Below are 21,939 nucleotides of genomic sequence, written 5' to 3'. Positions count from 1 at the left end.
AAGTGGCCACTGGCCGCACTTCCGCGACAGGCAAAGACAAGGAGGTCTCGATGATCGCCGACCGCATTATCGAGCAGGGAACACTTACCACCCAGGACGGCCGGGCGGCCGTTGAGGTCCGCATCCCGTGGTACCGCGCGCTGCCGGGTTCGTGCATCGCCGGGGCGGCACTGACGGTTGACGGCGTCGCCGCCCCGGCGAGCTCCCTGCGCTGGACCATGAACAACCGCACGTTCAGTTTCGAAGAGCTCGTGGATGAAACCGGGGAATGGTGGTTCCCGCTGGACTCGGCCGTCCTGTCCGGCGACCTTCCAATCGCGGACACCCAGGCTGAGCACGAGGTCCGGGTGGACCTGAAGCTCTACATCCCGTACATCATCACCGACCACGGCGTGCTGCACATCGACGAGCACGACACCAAGACCATGAAGGCGGCACAGCGATGACCAGCCTCGGCACGCCCATCCAGGGCGTTACCCTCTACAGCTTTACCCGGGCATTCCACGCCCGGCAGTTCGACCTCGATGGCCTGATCCGCAAGGTGGCCGCCGAAGGCTTCGGCCCGGGGCTTGAAATCATCGGATTCTCCAGCCTCCGCGGCTTCCCGGACCGTGTCGATGACACCTTCGTCGGGCAGTTCCGTGACCTGGTGGCAGAAGTGGACCTGGTTCCCACCTCCCTCGCCGTCAACGTTGACACCGGCATCCGCCGCGACCGGCTCATGAACCATGACGAGTTGGTCGAATATATGCGCAAACAGATCGAAGTGGCCGCCCGGCTCGGCTTCCCGGTCGCCCGCGTGCAGATCTCGCTGACTCCCGACGCGATGGAGAGCCTGCTGCCCGTCGCCGAGCAGTACGGGGTCACCCTGGCACTGGAGGTCCACGCGGACCAGCACGGCGCGCACGAGCGTGTCCTGGCCCTGCGGGACCGCTACGAGAAACTCGATTCTCCGCTGCTGGGCTTCACCGCCGACTGGGGTGCCACCGTTACGGGCTTTGCTCCTTCCTTGCTGGAGGCCTACCGCCGCCGTGGTGCCTCCGAGGATCTGCTCCGCCAGGTGGTTGACCTGTGGAACGGGTTCTACGCCGAAGGGCCGCCCAACACCCAAAAGGCCCATGGTGAGCGCTTCGGAGCCTTCATCGGCCTGGCCGCCCGCAACGGCAGGCCCGACCTCGGCATTGACTTCGCCATCAACGGGACCGGGCTGTTCGGCCCTGCACCGCTGGACACCTGGCTGGAAATCATGCCGTGGGTCCGCCACGTGCACGGCAAGTTCTTCGGTATCGACGAGAACGGCGAAGAGCCCTCGGTGCCGGTGCGCGACCTCGTCCGCCAGCTCGTCGAGAACGGCTACTCCGGGGCCATCTCCAGCGAATACGAAGGGTGGCACTGGAACAACTGGCAGGACCCGTTCGAGATCATCCGCGGCGAGCAGGTCATCCAGCGTTCCGCCGCGGCCAACGCCGGTTCGGCCATCATCACGGACGCCTCTCAGGCGCGCCGCATTCTCAACAGCCACCTCGCCCAGCCCGTCCGCGGCTGACACTGAAGGGACCAAAAGACATGTCAGAAGGCATCGCAGGCTCGGGCATCGAGCTCGGCATTACCCTCTATTCGCTTACCTCCGAGTTCGCCGCCGGCCTCTACACGCCGGAGACCCTGATCAAGGCTGTTGCCGATGAGGGCCTCGGACCCGGCGTGGAGTTCAACATCGCGCAGATGCTCCGCACCTACCCGGACGTCGACGACGACTTCGTGAAGCTCTGGCGCGACAGCATGGACCGCTACGGGCTGACCCCCAGTGCCGTCGGCACCAACCTGGACATGGGACGCCGCAAGGACCGCGACATGACCCCGGACGAGGAGTACGATTTCTTCGCCGCACAGCTGCGCACGGCCAACAAGCTCGGGTTCCACCGCGTGGTGATCCGCTCCGCCGGCAAGGAACTGCTCCGCCGGCTGCTGCCCCTGGCCGAGCAGTACGACCAGAAGCTCGGCTACGAAATCCACGCGCCGCAGGGCCCCAACGATCCGAAGATCCTGCAGATCCGCGAAATGTACGAGGAACTGGGAAGCGACCGGCTCGGTTTCACCGCAGACTTCAGCTCCACCATGCACAGCCTCTCGCCGACCCTCTTCCGCACGCTGACGCAAATGGGGCTGCCTGAGGAGCATTTCGCCGTCATGCAGGACATCTGGCGCAAACCGTTGCCCATGCACGAGCGCAACCAGGAGTTCGAGGACTACCTGAATGCCAACAACTTCGATCCCGCCCGCCTGGGCCCCTTCACCCGGCTGGCCTTCAACATGCACGGCCTGGTCCCGCCGGAGGAATGGCTGGACATCATGCCGCAGATCTTCCACGTCCACGCCAAGTTCTACGACATTGACGAGAACGGCAACGAGCCCGCCATGGACATCCCGCGCATTGTCCGGCAGTTCGTCGAAGGCGGCTACCGGGGGTACCTCTCCAGCGAGTGGGAGGGGCACGCATTCGCCGACCTGGGCGAATCCGACCCGGTCGATCTCGTCAAGAAGCAGCACACCTTGATGCGCCGCGCCATCGAAGACGCCCGTGCCACCGACGCAGTGGTACCGGGCTAGGAGGGTCCATGTCAACTGTCGATACCGACCTCACTGCGGAGGTGGAGCGCCTCCGGGCGGAACTCGGGGAAGCGTTGAAGCTGGCACGCCGCGCCAACGACCGGGGAGACATCGAGAACCTCTTCAACCGGTACATGTTCCTGCACAACGCCTTCCAGGACGAGCAAATCATCCCGCTCTGGGTCAAACCCGGAACTCCCGGAATCCGCGCAAGGTACACCAACGCGGGACAGTACACCGACTACGACAGCGTCATCCGTTACCACCAGGGCCGGCCGAATCCCGTGGGAAAGTTAATCCTCCACTACACCACCACCCCCGTGATCGAGGTGGCAGCGGACGGTAAAACGGCCAAGGGCGTGTGGATCGTGACCGGCAACGAGTCGGGCCTCACGGATCCGGAGGTGGCCAAGGAAAGCCCGGATTACATGTACTCGCCGGGCGAAGTGCAGGGCAAGAAAGTCTGGGCCCACTGGGTCTGGTGCAAGTACGCCGTGGACTTCCTGCGCCAGGACGGGGAATGGAAGATCTGGAAGTTCCGCTGCTACGAGCTCCTGCGTGCGCCGTTCGAGGAAAACTGGATCAGCTTCGCGGAAAAGAACCAGCATGCCTTCGCGCTGGACCTCATGTACTTCGGCGACGACGGCAAGCCTGTCTTCATGCCGCCGGCCGATGAGCCGGTGCCACAGGAGTACCACCCCTACAGCCCGTCCACGCGGCAGACACTGGACCCCCTGCCCCCCGCACCCCACGACACCTTCGTCGATACATTCAAGTAAGGAAAGCCATGGCAACTCACAATTCCCTGTTCCAGGACACCGACGTCCGCAGGCACCCCGAAGGCATTGCCGTGTCGGTGCAGCTGCCCTGGTATCGCAGCCTCTGGCTGTCCGCTGTTGACGACGTCGCGGCGACAGTCAATGGCGTCGCGATACCCAAGGCGTCCCTCCGCTTCGAGCTGCAGGGGAAGTCCTATTCAATCGCCGAGCTTCCGGAGCAGTGGGACACCCTGTGGTTTGTCGCGGACAAGCCCACGGTGATCATTCCGCTGGACCGCGTCCCCGACGCCGGCGAGGAGATCGACGTCGAAGTCATCCTCACCCTCCGCCTGCTCTACATGCAGATCGCTCCCATGCGCTACGTGGGCAACCGGGTGGCGGTCGAGCGCACGGTGGTGCTCGCATGACCAGGCTGCGCGTGGCCATGATCGGCTATGGCTTCATGGGTGCTGCCCACTCCCAGGGCTGGCGGACAGCGCCGCGGGTTTTCGACCTGCCGGCCGAGCCGGAGATGGCAGTCGTTGTGGGCCGGAATTCCGAAGCGGTGGCTGCCGCCGCCAAAAAGTGGGGCTGGGCCGAGTCAGCCACAGACTGGCGGGAAGTGATCGCCCGTGACGATATCGACGTCGTCGACATCGTCACGCCCGGCGATTCCCACGCCGAAATCGCGATCGCCGCCCTGGAAGCGGGGAAACACGTCTTGTGCGAGAAACCGCTGGCCAACACGGTGGCGGAGGCCGAAGCGATGGCCGAAGCGGCCGAGCGCGCGGCTGCCAGGGGCATCCGGGCGATGGTGGGCTTCACCTACCGCCGGGTTCCGGCCGTCACGTTCCTGCGCAACCTCATCTCCGAAGGTGCCGTGGGGACGATCAACCATGTGCGCGCCTCCTACCGGCAGGACTGGCTGGTGGACCCGGAAATGCCACTGGCCTGGCGGCTGCAGAAGGAACACGCCGGGTCCGGGGCCCTGGGCGACATCGGCGCCCACGCCATCGACCTGGCCCAGTTCGTCACCGGCCTGAACCTGGAGAAGGTGTCCGGCGTCATGGACACCATCGTGAAGGAGCGGCCTCTCCCGGACGCAGGCTCCGGGCTTTCCGGCGCTGGGCTGTCCGGCGGTGCCGGGGCCGGTTACGGCCAGGTGACCGTCGACGACATCGCCATCTTCACCGGCCGCTTCGAAACCGGGGCGCTGGCATCCTTTGAGGCCTCGCGGTTTGCCACCGGCCGGAAGAACGCCCTGGCGATCGAAGTCTCGGGGGATCGGGGCGCCCTGGCCTTCGACCTTGAAGACCTCAACAGCGTCCAGTTCTACGACCGCACGGCGCCGGCGGACCGCCAGGGCTTCCGGAAGATCCTGGTCACGGAAGCAGAGCATCCATACGTTGCGGCGTGGTGGCCCGCAGGCCACATGCTGGGCTACGAACACGGCTTCTCCCACCAGGTCAAGGATCTGGTGGAGGGCATCGTCGGCGGCACCGACCCGCACCCGTCGTTCGCTGACGGGCTGAGGGTGCAGCGGGTGCTTGACGCGGTCGAGCGCAGTTCCAACAACGATTCCGCCTGGACGGGCGTCGCAGCCGGCGTTCCCGTGCTGGCCGGCTGAGAGGGCAACACGTGGCACGACCAATTACCTTGTTTACCGGCCAGTGGGCCGACCTGCCGTTCGAGGAGGTGGCCCGGCTCGCCGGCGAGTGGGGCTATGACGGCCTTGAGATCGCCTGCTGGGGTGACCACCTGGATCCCTGGCGCTGGGATGACGAAGCCTATGTGCAGGGCAAGCTGGAGATCCTTGAACGCCACGGCCTCAAGGTCTGGACCATTTCCAACCACCTCAAGGGCCAGGCCGTCTGCGACGACCCGATCGACGAACGGCACCGCGGTATCCTGCCGGACGTCGTGTGGGGCGACGGCGATCCTGAAGGCGTCCGCCGCCGTGCCGCCGAGGAGCTGAAGAACACCGCGCGGCTCGCCGCCAAACTCGGCGTGAAGACGGTGACCGGATTCACGGGATCATCCATCTGGAAGTACGTGGCAATGTTTCCGCCCGCCTCCGAAAAGATGGTCGACGCCGGCTACCGGGATTTTGCCGACCGGTGGAACCCCATCCTGGACGTCTTCGACGAGTGTGGAGTGCGGTTCGCCCATGAAGTGCACCCGTCCGAGATCGCCTACGACTACTGGACAACGCAGCGCACCCTGGAGGCGATTGGCCACCGGGAGGCCTTTGGCCTGAACTGGGACCCGAGCCATATGGTGTGGCAGGACATCGACCCGGTGGGCTTCCTGTGGGACTTCAAGGACCGCATCTACCATGTGCACTGCAAGGACACGAAGAAGCGGCTGGTGAACGGGCGCAACGGCCGCCTTTCATCCCACTTGCCCTGGGCCGACCCGCGCCGCGGCTGGGACTTTATTTCCACCGGCCACGGCGACGTGCCATGGGAGGATGCGTTCCGGATGCTCAATGCCATCGACTACCGCGGCCCGCTCTCCGTGGAGTGGGAGGACGCCGGCATGGACCGGCTGGACGGCGCCCCGGAGGCGCTGGCGTTTGTGCGCCGGCTTTCCAGTTACGAGCCCTCCGCAGCGGCCTTCGATGCCGCGTTCAGCACGAAGTAGGTCCGGGAGGCGCTGGCTCTGCCAGCGCCTCCTCCGCCAGTGCCAGGTGCCGCCGCGTCATCTCCGTAGGATCATCCAGCAGCCACTCGTGGCCGCCCCACTCGCTGGTCAGCGTACCGGTGAAGCCGTTCCTGCCCAGCAGCCCGCCAAGATCCCGCAGCGGCTGCGAAACCCGCCCGCCGTCGTCCTCCAGGTCCCAGAACTTCAGGTGGATGGCGCCCACCAGGGGGAGAATGCCTTGCAGGTCCGCGGCCTCGCTGCGGCCGAAGCGGATGAGCAGGTTCATGAAGAGCGTGTGGACCCGGCGGGGAACCTCGCCCGAGCGGAGCATCGCGGTGACGGCGGTGAGGGTGGCGGGGTCGCGCCAGTCCTTCTCCAGCCGCACCAGAAGTTCCGGGGACACTCCTCCACGCCGGAGCTCTTCAAGGTAGGTCACGGGAAGGTCGGGCATCAGCATGCTGATGTCCACGAGCACCCGGACATGGTCATCGGCCAGCCCGGCTATCGCATCCAGGGCAGGTGCTATGACTGGGTTCCGTGGGTTCTGTTGCCCCTGGATCTCTTCATACAGGACGAGGTCCAGCTCGTGCAGCAGCGGCTGCACCAGGGCGAGCAGTTCGGCGCCCGCCTGTCCGATCGGCAGCCGGACTCCGCTGGCTCCCACCCGGCGTGCTGCTTGGAGCTGTGGGGCCAGGAAGTCCAGGCGCTCCTGCAGCGAGCGGCGGGCGGTTGGTGATGTGAAGTCGTCCAGGCTGGCGCCAACGATGCTGACGCGTCCGCCGTGTGCGGCCAGCGAATCCCGCAGTCCGTCCACTTCGGCGTCCTGCGGGGCAGGGAAGGTCCGCCACAGCAGCCCGGGCTCGAGCTCTATTGTCTTCACCACGGAGTCCGTGATGCCGGTGACAACGTCCCGGGCCGTTCGCCGTGCCGAGATGATCTCCGGCGCCCAGTTGAAGGTGCTGGCGCAGAGAGTCCAGGTGTCAGGAATGTCAGGGGCCATCGAATGCCTTCCCATTTATGCTTGGTAGTGACAAACTTATGTCACTTTTAGGATAAAGGATGGAAGTCATGTTGCAAACGGCTTTGCGCGAAGATGCACTAACGGCCACTCCCGCCGGCTTCGAGCTCCGGGTGGGTCTTCCCTGGATCCGTTCGATGCCCTTGTCCAGCGTCGCCGGCCTTGCGGTTGAGGTCGACGGCGCCCCGGTGCTGCCCGGGGAGTTGACGGTAGTGCTGGGGCCCCGCAGCGTGCCGGCAGATTCACTGGCGGCCGAGCCCGGCTGGTGGTTCGTTCAGGACAGGCTGGTCCTGGCCGGTAGGCACGAACTTCGCGGCAGCGCCCACGCCGTGGCTGTCGATTTCCAGCTGCTGGTGCCCTATCTGCAGGCCGGTCCCGCCACGCCCCTGGTCCTGCCGTTCCATCTGGAAGCCCGGCTGGATCCTGACCGGGCGCCGGCGCCCAGCGCGTCCCGTGACGTGGCCTGAGCAGGATCTTCCTCAGGTCACCGGATGGAAACTTATGCCGGCACAGCGGTTCGTTCCGGGGACGGGCGGCCTTCGGCGAACCAGCGCGGGAAGGTGACGTCGAACAGCTGCTCGCGGGCCAGTTCGGCACCTCCGCGCAGCGGTTCGCGCTCGTCGTTGACGGACAGGGTGATGGTGAGGTCCCGGGTGGCGAGTGGCAGTGACAGCTCGTAGACGCGCTGGCGCACTTCGGCCAGGAACACTTCACCCGCGGAGGCGATAGCACCGCCGATCACAATGACCCCGGGGTTGAACATGTTTACCAGGGCCGAGATGGTCTCGCCTGCCACCCGTGCCGACTTCTGGACGAGGGCGATGGCCAGGGCGTCCCCGTCGTGGGCCGCCAAGGTGATGTCCTCGAGGCTCAGGGCCCCCTTTTTCGCCCTCGGGGCCAGGGAGCTGCTGGCACCTTCCTTGATTGCCTGTTCGGCATCCCGGACGAGGGCCCAGCCGCCGGCCACTGCTTCCAGGCAGCCGATCTTGCCGCAGCGGCATTGTGCATCGGAATCGGAAACCCGGACGTGGCCGATATCGCCGGCGGCCCCGTTTGCGCCACGGTGAATCCTGCCCTTCGACAGCAGGCCCGCTCCCACTCCCGAGCCGATCTTGCAGTAGATGAGGTCCGCCAGGGAGTCGCGCCGCCGGGCGCGTTCGCCGAGGGCAAGCAGGTTGGAGTCGTTGTCCACCCATACCGGCGCATTGAAGCGCTCCTCGAACGGCGTTCGGACATCGTAACCGTTCCACCCCGGCATGATCGGAGGCGCCACGGGCTGCCCCGAGGCGAAGTCCACGGGGCCGGGAAGCCCCACCACCACACCCCATACGGGCACTTCGGCGTCTTTCTTCAGGATCTCGTCAATCAGGGACATGACCGCGCCGATGGTCTTCTCCGGACCCTGCGCGATATCCCAGATGCGGTGCGTGTGTTCCAGGATGTCACCGTCGAGAGCTGCTACGCCGACCCTCAGGTGAGCCGCGCCGAGGGCGCAGATTACGATCCGTCCCTGCTCCGCACGGAAACGCAAAGTCCGGGGCGCGCGGCCCCCGGACGAGGCCCCGAACTCGCCGTCGGCGAGGAAGCCCATCTGGATGGCCTGGTCCACTCGCTGACTAACAACACCCCTGCCCAGTCCGGTGACCTTGCCGATTTCGGGGCGGGTGGTTGCCTCGCCCGTGCGAACCAGGTTGACGATCCTCAGGAGGCTCGTCACTTCATCCGTCTGAGCTCCAAAGCGGAGTGTGGAGTCTGTCGTCATGGTCACAATTCTCACACACAAGTCCCGACTAAGGTGCCGTTGGGCGCGACTATAGCCAAAACATTCCGCACTTATGAATAATAAGCGCATAAGAAGGAGGTAATGATGCCTTGGAATGTCGGGATTATTGGAGCCGGTCCGGGCGTTGCGGCTCTGCATCTTCCGGTGCTGGGACGGCTGGCGGACTCATTCAGGGTGGTGCACGTTGCCGATGCCGGAAGCGGGCGGGCTCGAGTCCTGGCCGAGGGGCCAGGTGCCCGCTGCTCGGCGGGGGAAGCGGAGTTGCTCGCGGACGGCGCCGTGGAGGTAGTGGCCGTGTGCAGCCCGCCCGGTGACCACGGCCGCCAGGTCCTGGCGGCAGTCGCCGCGGGCAAGCGAGCCGTCTTCTGCGAAAAGCCTCTCGCCACCAGCAGGGCCGAAGCCGACGAGGTCATTGCCGCATGCCGGGCCGCCGGCACCATCCTCCTGGTGGGAACCAACCACCTGTTTGATGCGGCATGGGGGCGCGCAAAGCACCATCTGGTCGCCCTTGAGGGCCGGGCGCAGACGATCTCCGTGACGCTGGCGCTCCCGCCGAACGACAGGTACCACCGCCTGGTCGCGGAGGGCGGACCATTCCAGCCCGGGCGCCGGGGACGTCCTGACCTGGGCGATCCTGCGGCGGCCGCCGGCGTCTTGAGGCAGTTGCTGACGGGTCTCGCGATCCATGACCTTCCTGCCGTCAGGGACATTGCGCCAAGCATCGATGAAGTAATTTACGCAAGAGTCGCTGCGCCGATCGGCTACCTGGTGGGGTACCGGGCCGGCGGGATCCTGGTCCAACTGGCGCTCACCATGCTTCCGCAAGGGCCGGATGCGCTCTGGCGGATGAGCATCGCCACCTCGCACGACCGCATCGAGGTCAATTTCCCGCCCGCCTTCGTCCATGCCGGAAGTGCCGCAGCCCGCGTGCGGACCGCAGACGGGCAGTGGACGGAATACCGGCGCGATCCGGAAGACGGCTATGTGGCGGAGTGGCGCCTGCTTGCCTCGCTCCTTGAGGGTGCTGTTCCGGTGGAGTATGACGAACTGCTGGCTGACTCGCACTATGCAATCGATCTTGCCGACGCAGCCTCTGCGAAAGTGCTTGAGGGAGTGCTGCAGTGAGTCGGGCAGGCCGGGCGCGCGGCGTCCATGCTGCGTTGCCTGCTTATGTGGCAGCGGTTGCTGAGCTTCCCGTCAGTGCTGCACCGGGCAATGGCATGCACGGTGCGGTGACGGTAGTGCCTGGATCCGGCGATTGGTGGCAGGGCATGTTCGCGGCCAGGGCGCAGGGAGCGGCGGCCGTGATCGTTGCCGATCCGGTGGTGCTTCCGCAGGAAACGCTCGAAGCGTGCCCGTGGCCGGGCGATCTCCCGGTCATCATCGAGCGCCCGCGCCTGCGCCCCGATGTTGTTGCTGACGCCGTTCGGGCAAGGCGGGACAGCCCGCCCCGGATCATCACGGTCGAGTGCGCTGCCCCCGCGGCAGGCCTTGATGCGGTAGTCCGCGACGGCCTTGGGTGGGCGCGGTCCCTGGCCGGGGGATCGTTGACGCTTGGGTCGGGGGCCGCCGCGGCCCGGGGCAGGATCGCACTCCTGGATGCGGTGGTGCCCTCCGGCGCGTCAGTTCCCACCACCCTTGCAGCGGTGACGGCGGCCGGCCCGCACGCTGGCGGCCTGCTCCAGCTGTGGGCTCTTGGCGAGGTAAGGACGGAAGTGACTGTAGACCAGCCCGCCGGATTGACGCGCCTGGAGACGTCCGCCGAGGACGGAACGCTGAGGGTTCCGGAACGCTATGAATCACCAGCCCGGCTTGCGCTCCGCCGGGCCCTTGAGGCTTGTTCGTCGGGCCGGTCCGTGCCGGATCTGGACGAGCTGCTGGAGGATATGGCGCTTACGTGGACGCTGCTCGCCATCTAACCCAGGGAATCATCCACAAAGTGTCTAATTCTGGCACTCTTTTGTTTATTTCGAACTAAAGTGAGGTATTGTGGGTAGTGGCGTCGGGGTTCCTTTCGGACCCGTTCTCCATCGTGATGATGCGGTGGAGGCACAACAGGTCGCGTCGACGGCCCGATCGTTCGGGCAGATCACTATGTCACTTTCGCCTTTAAGACTCCGTCTCCTTGTTGTCTCCCTGCTCACGGTCTCCTTCCTCGGAGCACTGGACCACACCGTTGTTTCAACATCGCTCGCCACGGTTGCGGGCGAGCTCGGCGCCCTGCAGCTGATGAGCTGGGTTGTTGTGGGCTACACCCTTGCGAGCACAGTGCTGCTGCCGGTGCTCGGCAAACTGGGTGATGTGCTGGGCGCGCGCCGCATCTTCCTTGTTTCGCTGGTAGCTTTCCTGGCCGCTTCCCTCGCCTGCGGTTTCGCCCAGGACATGGTGTGGCTGATCGCCGCACGCGTCCTGCAGGGGATGAGTTCCGCCGGCCTGCAGCTGATGTCCCAGACCATCATCGCCCGGGTCACCACCCAGCGGGAACGGCCGCGCTATATGGCCACCATCGGTGCGGCATTCCCGATCGCGATCCTGGTCGGACCCGTCCTCGGCGGTGCCATCACCGATTATTGGGGCTGGCAGTGGGTCTTCTGGATCAACCTCCCGGTGGGCGCGGCTGCCCTGTGCCTTGCCCTGATCGCTGTTCCCCACCTGGACCCGGAAGCGGCCCCGCAGCACTTCGACGTTGCTGGCGCGGCTGTATTCACCACAGCACTGGTGGCCCTCGTACTCGCCGTCTCGTGGGCCGCCGAACGGACTGCCGGCCCTGCCGCCGCGGCGCTCGCCCTGAGCGTCCTGGGCTTCGTTGCCTTCTTCTTTATTGAGCGGCGGGCCTCCGAGCCCATCGTGCCGCTCCACTTCTTCGCAAACCGGACCATTGCGGCAGGCACCGCATTGTCGGCAATCATCGGCGTCGGTCTCTTCTCCATCACTGCCTACCTGCCGACGTACTTTCAGATGGCGTACCAGACCACCGCGACCGTGTCCGGGTTCGTCCCCATCGCAACGGTGTTCGGCATGCTGATCAGCAACCTGCTCACTGGATGGCTGGCCAGCCGGACAGGGCGCTACCGGATCTTTCCCATCCTCGGAACAGCGCTGGGGGCGAGCGGGCTCTTTGTGATGGCCGTGTTGCCTGCCGGGCTTCCGCTGTGGGTGCCAATGATCGTCATGGGTACGGTCGGGATGGGCACGGGGGCGTTCATGAGCCTGATCGTCGCAGTGGTCCAGGGGGCTGCCCCGGCCAGCCAGACCGGCAGCATCACCGCCACCATCAACCTGGTCCGCCAGGTCGGATCAACGGTGGCGACCGCGATCATTGGCGGGGTGATCGGCTTCGGCGTTGCGGCCCTGCTGCCGGCCGGCCTCGACTCCTCCACACTGACACCGCAACTGGTCCACGGCTCTGCGCCCGGAGTCCAAGCCGGTGTCGCGCAGATCTACAGCTCAGTCTTCACCCCTATTTTCATTGCCCTCGCTGCCACCTATGCGGTGGGCATCATCGCAGCGGTCCTGCTCCCGCACGGCCGCCTCTCCGATGAACCCGTTCCCGCCCCCCGCTCAACTTCCGCATCCCTCCCGGTTTGACGTTCAAAGGAGACATCATGTCCAACCCCACCATCGCCATCGTCGGCAGCGGGCCTATCGGCTCCACCTATGCCCGGGTCCTCCTGGAACAGGTCCCGAACGCCCGGGTGGTCATGTTCGAAGCCGGGCCCCAACTGACCGAAATTCCGGGTGAAAGCGTCCGGAACATTCCCGACCCCGACGAAAAAGCACGCGCACGGGAAATGTCCCAGGGACCGCAGGCCGGTGCCTACCGCGAGTCGCTCGGCATCCCGGCCGGGACCGTCGCCGAGGGAATGTTCACCGCGCGTCAAGGCACCCACCTGCTCGACTTCGGCGGCGCGGGGTCCGCCCACGCGCCCTCCTTCCCGGCAGCGGCGGCCGCCACCAATGTGGGCGGCCAGGGCGCGCACTGGACCTGCGCGACGCCGGCGCCCGCCTTCAGCGAGAAGATTCCGTTCATCGCGGACAAGGAATGGGACGGGCTCATCGAGGACGCGAAGCAGTTGCTGCACGTCCACAGTGCTGCGTTCGCCGATTCAACCGTGGGCGAGGCCATCAGGTCCCTCCTGGATGAAGAGTTCGGAGCCGAACTGCCCGAAGGCTACGGGGTGGGCACCCTTCCGGTCGCCGGGGATCCGCAGCCTGACGGGTCCGTCCGCTGGGCCGGTGCCGACGTCGTCCTCGGCCCCCTGATCGATCCGGGCAGCCCGCTCTCCAGGCAGTTCGAACTCCGTGACCTCACCCTGGTAAAGCGCGTGGAACTGGACGGGCGGCGAGCCACCGGAGTCACCGTCCAGGATCTCCGCACAGGGGAGGAGTCCTTTGTGGCGGCGGACGTCGTCGTCGTTGCCGCGGATGCCTTCCGCTCCCCGCAGCTCCTGTGGGCATCGGGCGTCCGGCCGGAGGCGCTTGGCCACTACCTGACCGAGCATCCTGTGGTTATCTCCACGGTGGCGCTGGACGCTGAGAAGATGCGCCGCTACGCCACGGAGGAGGACCTCGACGCCGAGCTGGCCCGGAGGGCGCTGAATCCGGCTGACCCTGTTGCGGCGGTGAACCGCATCCCGTTCTCGGAGCCGGAGCACCCGTTCTCTGTCCAGGTGATGTATTCGGAATCGACTCCGTTCCCGATGGAGCCGGGCACCCCGTATTCCGAGAACCGGTGGGGCTACGTCAATATGGGCTACGGCATGCGCAAGCATCCGCGGTACGAGGACGCGGTCACCTTCGACGACAGCGAGCCGGACTACCGGGGATTGCCGAACATGGCCATCGAATATGCGCTCACCGAGCGCGAGGAAGCCGAGATTGCCGAGGCCACTGAGCGGCTGCGGCGTGCCGGCAAGGCCCTTGGCGCCTTCGTTGCCGAGCCCCGCCTCATGCCGAACGGCTCAAGTCTGCACTACCAGGGCACCATGCGCATGGGCGAGACCGACGACGGCGCCTCGGTGGCGGATCCATGGTCGCGCGTGTGGGGCCACGACAACCTGGTGGTAGGCGGAAACGCGCTCATTCCGACGGCAACAGCCATGAATCCGACGCTGATGAGCGTGGCCATCGCGGTACGCGGCGCCCGGAAGATTGCCGAGGGGCTGGGTCCGGAGGGCGCCTGACGGGACAGTCCAACCGGAGCCCGGCCCGTCCCGCCGCGGGGTGGGCCGGGCCCGGAGCGTGGATAACCTATGGGTATGAAGAATCTGGACCTGAACCTGTTGCCCCATTTGCAGGTCCTGCTGGAACTGCGGAACGTGTCCAGGGCGGCTGAACGGCTTCAGCTCAGCCAGCCGGCCACCAGTGCCGCAATGGCCAGGCTACGGCGCCATTTCGACGACGAACTCCTGGTGCGCAACGGCCGAACCTATGACCTTACGCCCTTCGCGCAGTCCCTGGTCCCGCTGGTTGATGAAGCGATGCTTCACATCCAGCGGGCCACACGTGTACGCTCCGGCTTCGACGCCGCCACGAGTGAACGGGAATTCGTCATTGCCGCCTCGGACTATGCGGCGGCGCTGATTGTTGGCCCCTTGCGGGGGATCCTGCGCGAGGCGGCCCCTGGTGTGTCTGTGGATTTTGTTCCCACCGCCAAGTCCGGGATCCAGGGCCAGATGGCAGACTACTCCAAGATCGACCTGCTGGTCGGGCCCACGGGGTACCAGATGCAGGGGGCCAGCAAGCAGCTCTTCCGGGACAGCTTCGTGGCCGTAGCCGATGCCGGGAATCCCCTCCTCCAGCAGCCGCGGCTCACTCTGGCGGACCTGGCCGCTGTACCCCACGCCGTCGGCTATTTCGGCGACGGCATCAGCACCCCGGCCGACAAGCTGTTCGAGTCCCGGGGCATACAGCGCCGCGTGGCGGCCGTGGTGGCCGGATTCTTGTCCTTGCCGCTCCTGGTGGAAGGGACGGACCTCGTCGCGCTGGTCCCCGGGATGCTGGCCGCACGGGCCCAGCGCGGCGCGGACATCGTTGTGCTGGAGTTCTCCGAGAGCGCTGAAGCGTCCCTCGTGGAAGCGATGTACTGGCACCCGTCCCAGGCAGAGGACCCCGCCAGCGTCTGGCTGCGTTCGGTCGTCCAGCGGGCCTGTTCGCGGCTGCATGAACTATTCCCCGTCAGGGCCCATCCGGTGATTATCCACGCGGCGGATACCACCTAGAGCCAAGGCGCCGTTCCCCGCCCGGACCATCCCTGCGAAAGTCGAAGAAACGCACCTTCGAAAGGGACCCCTATGTCTGTCTCCAGCCAGCGCCTGGCCGGCAAAACCGCCGTCATCACCGGAACGGCCAGCGGCCAGGGCAGGGCGGCGGCGCTCGCCTTCGCTGCGGCAGGGGCCTTTGTGGTGGGCTGCGACATGGACGACGACGGCGCGGCGGCCACTGCCGGCCAGGTCACCGCTGCCGGGGGCCGGATAAGCAGCAGCCGGGTTGACCTTACGGATGAGGCTGCCGTGGAGGCATGGGCGCAGGATGTGGCCGCACACCACGGACAGGTCCACATCCTGTATGCCAACGCCGCGGTCACCCGCTTCGCCCCGCTGGAGCAACTCACGTTTGCCGACTGGAAGTGGAATGTTGAACACGAGATGGACGTGGTGTTCCTGCCCGTCAAGTACTTCTGGCCCCAGCTGATCCAGGTACCGAACGCCGCCATCGTGCTGGTCGGCTCGACGGCCGGGGTCACCGGCTCCATGACCAACGGCCGGCTGGCCCACACCGCCACGAAGGGAGCCGTGGTGGCCATGACCCGGCAGCTCGCCGCCGAAGGGGCCCCGCATGGGCTGCGCGTTAATGCTGTCAGCCCCGGCATGATCCGCACCGCAGCCACCGAGGGCAACCTCCTGGCCGCCGACCACCCCATGAGGACCATCGCCGGCAGCATCCCGCTGGGCCGGATAGGGGCGCCGGAGGAAGTCGCCAAGTGCGCGCTGTTCCTGGCCTCTGACGAGGCGTCGTATGTCACTGGCGCCAACCTGATGGTCGACGGCGGCTGGTCAGCGGTGCTGCCGGGCTAGTCAGCGCACGGCGTCTCAGCGCATGGCGTCGGAGACCGACTTGGCTCCGCCGTGCCCTGACTGGCCGCCGTCCACGGGGATTTCGGCACCGGTCACATAGGAAGAGAGCGGGCTGAGGAGGAACAATACGACGCCGGCCACTTCCTCCACGCTCCCGGTGCGGCCCAGCGGGGTCTCGGCCAGGGTGGCGTGCCGGAACTCCGGCCTGGCGCCCGCCGTCATGGGCGTTTCGATGAAGCCCGGGTGTACCGTGTTCACCCGGATCCCGCGCGGCCCAAGTTCCATGGCAGCGACCTGGGAGAGCCCGCGCAGCGCCCATTTGCTGGCGGTGTATGCCACCGGGTAATGGGCCGTCAGGCCGGCAACAGAGCCGACATTGACAATGGATGCCCCGCTGCCCATCAGGGGCGTGAGTGACTGGATTCCCAGCAGGCTTCCGGCGACGTTGACGTCATATACGCGTCGCAGGTCTGCAACGGAGGCATCGAGCAGCCGGCTGCGCCGGGTGATGCCTGCATTGTTGACCAGCCCGTCCACCCGCCATCCCTGGGACTGGATCCACCCGGCGAGGCGTGACCAGCCGGCGGAATCGCTGACATCCAGCTGCCGGTACACCAGCGCACCGGTGGAAGTCGAAGACGCAGCGGCCAGCGCCGAGGGCATGTCCCCGGCGAGGTCGGTGGCAATGACCCGCGCCCCGGCCTCCACCAGCATGCCGGCTTCGGCAGCTCCCTGGCCCTGGCCCGCGCCGGAGACCACCACCGTCCGGCCGTCCAGCTGAAGGGAGACCACCTACGTCCCGGAACTCACCGCAGAGGCCACCCTGCTGCGGGGGCGGGGCCGGGCAGGCACGCGGGTGACGGCCTCGCGCCGGGAGCCCACCGTGTTCTCGATGGCGCCGATGCCTTCCACGCTCATGCGGACCACGTCGCCGGTTTTCAGGGGCGGGGGAGTCTGTGAACCATTCCGTCCCCAGAGCTCGGCGAGGCAGCCGCTGCCGCATGTGCCGGAGCCCAGCACGTCGCCGGGGCGCACCACTGAGTCCTGCGAGGCGTAGGCCACGAGCTCGGCGAACGGCCAGCCCATGTTGGAGAGCAGGTCCTGGCCGATGGCTTCACCGTTGACTTCCACGGCCATGGAGAGGGGCAGGAACCCGTCGGCGTCGTGCAGGTCCTCGAACTCATCCGCCGTGACAATCCAGGGCCCCAGCGTGTTGGCGAAGTCCTTGCCCTTGCACGGCCCGAGGCTGACCTTCATCTCCCGGCGCTGCAGGTCCCGTGCCGACCAGTCGTTAAGAATCGTGTAGCCGAAGATATGCCGGTGCGCTTCTGCCGCGGTCAGGTTCCGGCCATCGCTTCCGGCAACGCGCCCGACGACGGCGGCGACTTCCGTTTCAAAGTCCAGATCATCGCAGCCCGCCGGAATCCCAATCACCTCGCCGGTGCCGGTCACCGTATGCGGGTTGGTGAAGTAGAACGTGGGTGCCTCGTACCACTCGGGCACCACGCCGGCCACGCCGTCAATGCTTTTCCGAACGCCTTCAACGTGTTCCTCGAACGCCACAAAGTCCCGCATGGTGGCGGGGACCAACGGGGCGAGCAGGTGCACGTCAGCCAGCGGAACCGCCACACCGGAACCGATCGTCTGCCGGGCCAGGCTCAGCGTTTCTTCCAGTCCGGCGTCCAGCAAAGTCTGCACATCGTGTCCCGCGGGAAGTGCGTGGCAGGTTCCGCCGTCGACGAAGCCGGACTGCGTCCCGCCGTCGTGGTTCCAGCGTGCGATCTTGACCATGAGCTTCTTCCTTAGGCTGTGGGGCTGACGGTGCGGGCGGAAGCCGGTGCGATGCCCAGGGCCGCGGCGTTGCCGGCCAGCACCCTGGCCTCGTCCCCGGCGGCAAGCCGTGCCCTCGTTACCTCGGCCACGGGGTCTTCGGAGCCCATGTCGAACGGGTAGTCCGAGCCGAGGAGCACCTGCTCCGGGCCGGCGGCGGCCACGAGCGCGCGGAGTTCCGCCGGGCTGTGGACCAGTGAATCGAAATACAGCCTTTTCAGGTAAGCCGATGGCGGTTCGGCGCATCCCCGTGCCTCCGGCCGCACTTTCCACGCGTGGTCCGAACGGCCGATGGTGCTGGGGAGGTAGCCGCCACCGTGGGCGGCGAGCACTTTCAGGTTGGGGTGCCGGTCGAGGACACCGCTGAAGATCATGTGGGACAGGGCCACCGCGTTTTCCGCGGGCTGCGAGACGGTGTTGGCCAGGTAGAAGCGGTCCAGCCGCTCATCCAGCGAGCAGCCGAACGGGTGCAGGAACACCAAGGCCCCCAGCTCCACGGCCCGGCTCCAGAACGGTTCCAGACGCCCGTCCGAAAGCTCAACGGTGGTGCACCCCGAAATGTCCGGGGTGGCTGCAAATGAGCCGATTTCCACGCCGATGAGGCCGCACTCCAGCACCGCATGGTCCAATGCTTCGACCATCAGCGCCGGATGCTGCAGCGGCACCAGGCCCAGGCCGTTGAAACGCTCCGGCGCCTTATCGACGAACTCGCGCACCGCCTGGTTGGCGGCCTTGGCAACCTGCAAAGCCAGCTCTTCGTGGGCGAAGTAGTAGAAGTGCGACGGCGACGGCGAGACGAGCTGGACATCAACCCCGGCTTCGTCCATGTCCTGCAGCCGGCGGTCCAGGTCCGTCAGCTGTGGCCACCGTTCCTTGATCATCCGGCCTGAAGCGGCCATGGACTTCGGACCGTTGCGCCGTACCTCGAGGGCCTGGTGGGCAGCGAACCCCTCCGGATCGGCCTCGGCCACGAGCTGCTGCAGGGCCGGAAGCAGGATGTGGGCGTGGACGTCCACGGTGGGGTTCTGTTCGGCGGGGAGGGCGCTCATGCGGGTTCCTTCAGCATGGTGGACAGTGAGTGCATCAGGCCTGGCACGTCGGCGTCGCGGACGCCGTCGAGCATCCACTGGCCCAGCTGGACAGAGGCGGTGACGACTGCCTTGGCCCGGTCCAGGCGGCGGTCGGTGAACTCCTTCCACAGGGTTTCGGTGATGTCGTCGGCCTGAATCAGGAGCTCGGCCAGGACGGCCGCGTCTTCCAGGGCCATGGCAGCCCCTTGCGCTACGGTGGGCGGGCAGGAGTGGGCGGCGTCGCCGATGATCACGGTGCGGCCGCGGTTCCAGGGCCCGTCGACCAGGTGGGTAGTGAACCACGTGTAGTTGATGCGGGCACTCTGGTCCAGGTTCGCGCGGATCTCGTTCCAGGGGCCGCCGTAGGCTGCAGCGAGTTCGGTCATGATGCGGGGGCCGTCCTCGTGCCTGCGCTCCTGGGCCTTTTCCACCAGGTAGGCGTAGATGGTGTCCGGGCCGGTGGGGCAGTAGCCGGCGATGAAGCAGGGGCCGCCGTAGGTCAGGTCGGTGCGGACCACGTCCTGGGGCCGCTCCACGAAGGCGCGCCAGATCCCCATGCCGGTGGGCTGGGGCTCGACGTCGATGCCGATGGCCTTGCGGACCGCGGAGTGCAGGCCGTCGGCCCCGATCAGGAGGTCGTAGCGGGAGGTGCCTCCGTCGGCGGTGCTGACGGTGACGGCGGCACCGCCGACGGTGGCACTGTCTTCTACACCGGTAACGGTCCTGCCGTAGCTGATCCGTGCGCCGGCCCGCTCGGCGCGCTCGCGCAGAATGGCTGTGAGGTCGGGGCGGTACATGCCCAGGGTGGCGGGGAGGTCATCGCCGCCGGTCCGGATGTCCTCCAGGACGGCGATGACGGTGCCCGCGGGGTCCGGGGCGCGCAGGCCCAGGGTGCTGAATGCGTAGCCCTTCGCCTCGATCTGCTCCCACACGCCGAGCTGGCGGAAGATCCGCAGGGCGTTGCCTTGCAGGGTGATTCCGGACCCGAGCGTCTGCGGGGCGTCCGCCTTCTCAAGGACTTCCACGTTGATTCCGGCGTCGGCCAGGAGGATGGCGGCGGTCAGTCCCGCGGCTCCCGCCCCGACGATTCCGACGTTTTGTACTGCTGCCATCGCTGACTCCTTTGTGTTGACGGCGTTATTGCTGGTGGTTGTTGCTGTTTTCTGAAGCTACCGGACAGCGATCGGGTTGACGGGTGACCCCACGGCCCCGGTGATCGGAAGCGGTGCGGCGGTGAGCAGGAAGTCATACCTGCCGTCCGCCGCGCAGGCTTCGGCCAGGCCGTCCGGGTCCCACATTTCGCCCAGGAACAGCCCGAGGTTCGGGATGGCGATCTGGTGGAGCGGCTGGAAGGCGCCGTCGAACTCGTTGGGACGGACTTCGAAGCCCCAGGTGTCTGTGGCGATCCCGGCGATTTCGCTGCGGTGCAGCCACGGCGCGGTGCCGAAGGACAGCCCGGGGGCCGGGCCGCCGGCGTACTCGCCCCAGCCGTCGCGGCGGACCCTGCCGTACTGTCCCGTGCGGATCACCACGATGTCGCCCCGGCCCACCCGGGAGCTGGGTCCCTGCAGTGCGATGGCCCGTTGAAGGTGTTCCGGGGTGATGGCGAAGCCGTCCGGGAGCTCGCCGTCGTTTCTTCCCAGCTCGGGGCCGAGCGCGCGGCCGACGTCCAGCAGCACGCCCCGGGTGACGATCTTGGCGGCGGCGGTTTCGATGCCCGTCACCAGGTCGCCTTCGGAGGTGACCACATCGCCGGCGGCACGGCCGTTCCAGGCCTTGCCTTGATCGAAGATGTGGCCCAGGCCGTCCCACTGGGTGGAGCACTGCAGCGGCATGGCAATGACGTCGTCCGCTCCGCCGAAGCCGTGCGGGAAGCCCTGGTTGCCGCGCTCGGCGTCTACGCCGGTGTCGGTCATCGTGTGAACAGGGTTGGTGCGGCGGCGCCAGCCCTTCTGCGGTCCGTTGGTGTCAAAGGGCTGGGACAGCGAGAACGCCTCACCCGTCGTCACCAGGGCAGCCGCTTCGATGCGTTTGGCGGCGTCGATGAAATTCAAGGTTCCCAGCACGTCGTCTGCGCCCCACCGGCCCCAGTTGTTATGGGCCTCGGCCATGGCCCGGATACTGCCGAGCGGGTCCTCACGCCGGATCACCGGGGAATCGGTGCTGGCTGATTCCCCGGTGCCGGTGGTGGGTGCTGTGTCCTGGGCGGTCACTGGACTTCGTCTTTGCAGTGGATGAGCTGGGTGCCCAGGCCCGTAATGGTGCCTTCCATGACGTCGCCGTCCTGGAGGAGCCGTCCCCAATGCTGGCCGTTGCCGGCGGGGCTGCCGGTCAGGACCAGGTCACCGGGCCGCAGCGGCATGATCTGGGAGGCCTCGCTGACCAGTTTGGCCACGCCGAAGATCATGTCCTGGGTGGACTCGTCCTGCATGGCCTTGCCGTTGAGCTTCAGCGTCACCTGCACGTCCTGCGGGTCGCCGAAGAACTTGGCCGGCACCAGCAGAGGCCCCGTGGGCAGGAAGCCGGGGGCGTTCTTGGCCCGGTACCAGTCGGAACCGATCGCCGGCATGTCTTTGCGGAAGACGTATTCACGCGTGGTGATGTCGTTGACCATGGTGTAGCCGAAGACGTACTCCAGGGCCTCCTCGGGGCTGACCCGGAAGGCTGTCCTGCCGATGACCGCCGCCAGTTCCAGCTCCCAGTCATGGGAGTTGGAGTAGGCAGGCAGGGTGAGGTCGTCCGTTGCGGACGCGATCGCCGTCGGCAGTCCGATGAAGAAGTACGGCGTGCCCTGGCCCGCGCGCTTGTCCATCATGGCCGCGGTCTTGGCGCGCACTTCGTCTTCGTCCTGGCCGGGTTCGCGGTGCGCTGCGGCGAGGTCGATGACGTGCTTGCGGTAGTTTGCGCCGGTCTGCAGCACCTGGGCCGGTTCCACGGGGGCCAGGACCTCGACGTCGGCCAATGCCAGGCCGGCACGCTCACCGGCCGACGCGGCGATGGCATCAAGTTGGCACTCCGTGGTGTCCCAGTGCTCGATCAGGGAATTGATCTCCTCGTTCAGCGGCACGACACGACCGCCCACCAGCATGCCTGCCCGGGCCTTGGTGTCACCGGGCTCCTGGAACCGGATGAGCGCATAGGTTGCTTCGGACAC

At 66.8% G+C, this 21,939-nt stretch carries 22 protein-coding genes; 14 read left to right on the top strand and 8 right to left on the bottom strand.

What is annotated here, in order from left to right; translation table 11 throughout:
- Positions 1 to 50: 50 nt before the first annotated feature.
- From CFN17_RS03310 to CFN17_RS03280, 7 genes are read left to right on the top strand one after another with little or no spacing between them, the layout of a single operon-like run.
- Positions 51 to 446 (top strand): DUF6379 domain-containing protein, encoded by a 396-nt coding sequence (locus tag CFN17_RS03310; protein ID WP_208749954.1) that lies wholly within the window; start codon positions 51 to 53, stop codon positions 444 to 446.
- Entirely contained in the window at positions 443 to 1,546 is a 1,104-nt protein-coding gene (locus tag CFN17_RS03305; RefSeq protein ID WP_208749953.1) for a sugar phosphate isomerase/epimerase, read from the top strand. Before CFN17_RS03310 ends, CFN17_RS03305 begins: the two co-directional genes overlap by 4 nt.
- Before the next feature lie 20 nt (positions 1,547 to 1,566).
- The gene (locus CFN17_RS03300; protein ID WP_208749952.1) at positions 1,567 to 2,607 is read left to right on the top strand and encodes a sugar phosphate isomerase/epimerase; all 1,041 of its coding nucleotides are present in this window, start codon (positions 1,567 to 1,569) and stop codon (positions 2,605 to 2,607) included.
- A gap of 8 nt (positions 2,608 to 2,615) precedes the next feature.
- Positions 2,616 to 3,386, top strand: coding sequence for a nuclear transport factor 2 family protein (locus CFN17_RS03295; RefSeq protein WP_208749951.1), 771 nt, complete (start codon positions 2,616 to 2,618; stop codon positions 3,384 to 3,386).
- An 8-nt stretch (positions 3,387 to 3,394) separates the two neighbouring features.
- A complete protein-coding gene (locus CFN17_RS03290) occupies positions 3,395 to 3,793 on the top strand; it encodes a DUF6379 domain-containing protein (protein WP_208749950.1) in 399 nt (132 codons plus the stop codon).
- Positions 3,790 to 4,992 carry a Gfo/Idh/MocA family protein gene (locus CFN17_RS03285; protein ID WP_208749949.1) on the top strand — a complete coding sequence of 401 codons (1,203 nt, stop codon included), beginning with the start codon at positions 3,790 to 3,792 and terminating at the stop codon, positions 4,990 to 4,992. The genes CFN17_RS03290 and CFN17_RS03285 overlap by 4 nt, the downstream gene beginning before the upstream one ends.
- Positions 4,993 to 5,003: 11 nt before the next feature.
- Entirely contained in the window at positions 5,004 to 6,008 is a 1,005-nt protein-coding gene (locus CFN17_RS03280; protein ID WP_208749948.1) for a sugar phosphate isomerase/epimerase, read from the top strand.
- Here CFN17_RS03280 and CFN17_RS03275 read toward each other — a convergent pair.
- Complete coding sequence (locus tag CFN17_RS03275; RefSeq protein ID WP_208749947.1) at positions 5,995 to 7,008, bottom strand: restriction endonuclease subunit R; 1,014 nt, start codon at positions 7,006 to 7,008, stop codon at positions 5,995 to 5,997. The genes CFN17_RS03280 and CFN17_RS03275 overlap by 14 nt on opposite strands.
- A 68-nt stretch (positions 7,009 to 7,076) precedes the next feature.
- On the opposite strand from CFN17_RS03275, the gene CFN17_RS03270 reads away from it, so the two are divergent.
- A complete protein-coding gene (locus tag CFN17_RS03270; protein ID WP_208749946.1) occupies positions 7,077 to 7,493 on the top strand; it encodes a hypothetical protein in 417 nt (138 codons plus the stop codon).
- A gap of 32 nt (positions 7,494 to 7,525) precedes the next feature.
- Here the strand turns inward: CFN17_RS03270 and CFN17_RS03265 are convergent, their stop codons facing one another.
- Complete coding sequence (locus CFN17_RS03265) at positions 7,526 to 8,788, bottom strand: ROK family protein (RefSeq protein WP_208749945.1); 1,263 nt, start codon at positions 8,786 to 8,788, stop codon at positions 7,526 to 7,528.
- Between the two features lie 102 nt (positions 8,789 to 8,890).
- On the opposite strand from CFN17_RS03265, the gene CFN17_RS03260 reads away from it, so the two are divergent.
- From CFN17_RS03260 to CFN17_RS03235, 6 genes are all read left to right on the top strand, one after another.
- On the top strand, positions 8,891 to 9,934 hold the full coding sequence (locus tag CFN17_RS03260) for a Gfo/Idh/MocA family protein (protein ID WP_261792336.1): 1,044 nt from the start codon (positions 8,891 to 8,893) through the stop codon (positions 9,932 to 9,934).
- Positions 9,935 to 10,041: 107 nt separating this feature from the next.
- Positions 10,042 to 10,728, top strand: coding sequence for a hypothetical protein (locus CFN17_RS03255; protein ID WP_261792335.1), 687 nt, complete (start codon positions 10,042 to 10,044; stop codon positions 10,726 to 10,728).
- Positions 10,729 to 10,903: 175 nt separating this feature from the next.
- On the top strand, positions 10,904 to 12,397 hold the full coding sequence (locus tag CFN17_RS03250) for an MFS transporter (protein ID WP_208749943.1): 1,494 nt from the start codon (positions 10,904 to 10,906) through the stop codon (positions 12,395 to 12,397).
- A 17-nt stretch (positions 12,398 to 12,414) separates the two neighbouring features.
- Positions 12,415 to 13,992, top strand: coding sequence for a GMC oxidoreductase (locus CFN17_RS03245; RefSeq protein WP_208749942.1), 1,578 nt, complete (start codon positions 12,415 to 12,417; stop codon positions 13,990 to 13,992).
- A gap of 75 nt (positions 13,993 to 14,067) precedes the next feature.
- Positions 14,068 to 15,030: a LysR family transcriptional regulator gene (locus tag CFN17_RS03240; protein ID WP_208749941.1), complete on the top strand. Its 963-nt coding sequence runs from the start codon at positions 14,068 to 14,070 to the stop codon at positions 15,028 to 15,030.
- 72 nt (positions 15,031 to 15,102) lie between these two features.
- Positions 15,103 to 15,885: an SDR family NAD(P)-dependent oxidoreductase gene (locus CFN17_RS03235; protein WP_208749940.1), complete on the top strand. Its 783-nt coding sequence runs from the start codon at positions 15,103 to 15,105 to the stop codon at positions 15,883 to 15,885.
- Positions 15,886 to 15,900: 15 nt separating this feature from the next.
- On the opposite strand, the gene CFN17_RS03230 is transcribed toward CFN17_RS03235, so the two are convergent.
- The 6 genes from CFN17_RS03230 to CFN17_RS03205 are packed head-to-tail and all read right to left on the bottom strand — an operon-like array spanning position 15,901 to position 21,939.
- On the bottom strand, positions 15,901 to 16,677 hold the full coding sequence (locus tag CFN17_RS03230) for an SDR family NAD(P)-dependent oxidoreductase (protein ID WP_208749939.1): 777 nt from the start codon (positions 16,675 to 16,677) through the stop codon (positions 15,901 to 15,903).
- On the bottom strand, positions 16,678 to 17,676 hold the full coding sequence (locus CFN17_RS03225) for a fumarylacetoacetate hydrolase family protein (protein WP_208749938.1): 999 nt from the start codon (positions 17,674 to 17,676) through the stop codon (positions 16,678 to 16,680).
- A gap of 11 nt (positions 17,677 to 17,687) precedes the next feature.
- Positions 17,688 to 18,764, bottom strand: coding sequence for an amidohydrolase family protein (locus tag CFN17_RS03220; RefSeq protein WP_208749937.1), 1,077 nt, complete (start codon positions 18,762 to 18,764; stop codon positions 17,688 to 17,690).
- Positions 18,761 to 19,897 carry an FAD-dependent monooxygenase gene (locus CFN17_RS03215; RefSeq protein ID WP_208749936.1) on the bottom strand — a complete coding sequence of 379 codons (1,137 nt, stop codon included), beginning with the start codon at positions 19,895 to 19,897 and terminating at the stop codon, positions 18,761 to 18,763. Before CFN17_RS03215 ends, CFN17_RS03220 begins: the two co-directional genes overlap by 4 nt.
- 57 nt (positions 19,898 to 19,954) lie before the next feature.
- The gene (locus CFN17_RS03210) at positions 19,955 to 20,998 is read right to left on the bottom strand and encodes a cyclase family protein (protein ID WP_208749935.1); all 1,044 of its coding nucleotides are present in this window, start codon (positions 20,996 to 20,998) and stop codon (positions 19,955 to 19,957) included.
- Positions 20,995 to 21,939 (bottom strand): fumarylacetoacetate hydrolase family protein, encoded by a 945-nt coding sequence (locus tag CFN17_RS03205; protein WP_208749934.1) that lies wholly within the window; start codon positions 21,937 to 21,939, stop codon positions 20,995 to 20,997. The genes CFN17_RS03210 and CFN17_RS03205 overlap by 4 nt, the downstream gene beginning before the upstream one ends.

Source organism: Arthrobacter sp. PM3 (genome assembly GCF_003352915.1).
Classification (GTDB): Bacteria; Actinomycetota; Actinomycetes; order Actinomycetales; family Micrococcaceae; genus Arthrobacter.
This window is presented reverse-complemented; position numbering and strand designations above follow the sequence as displayed.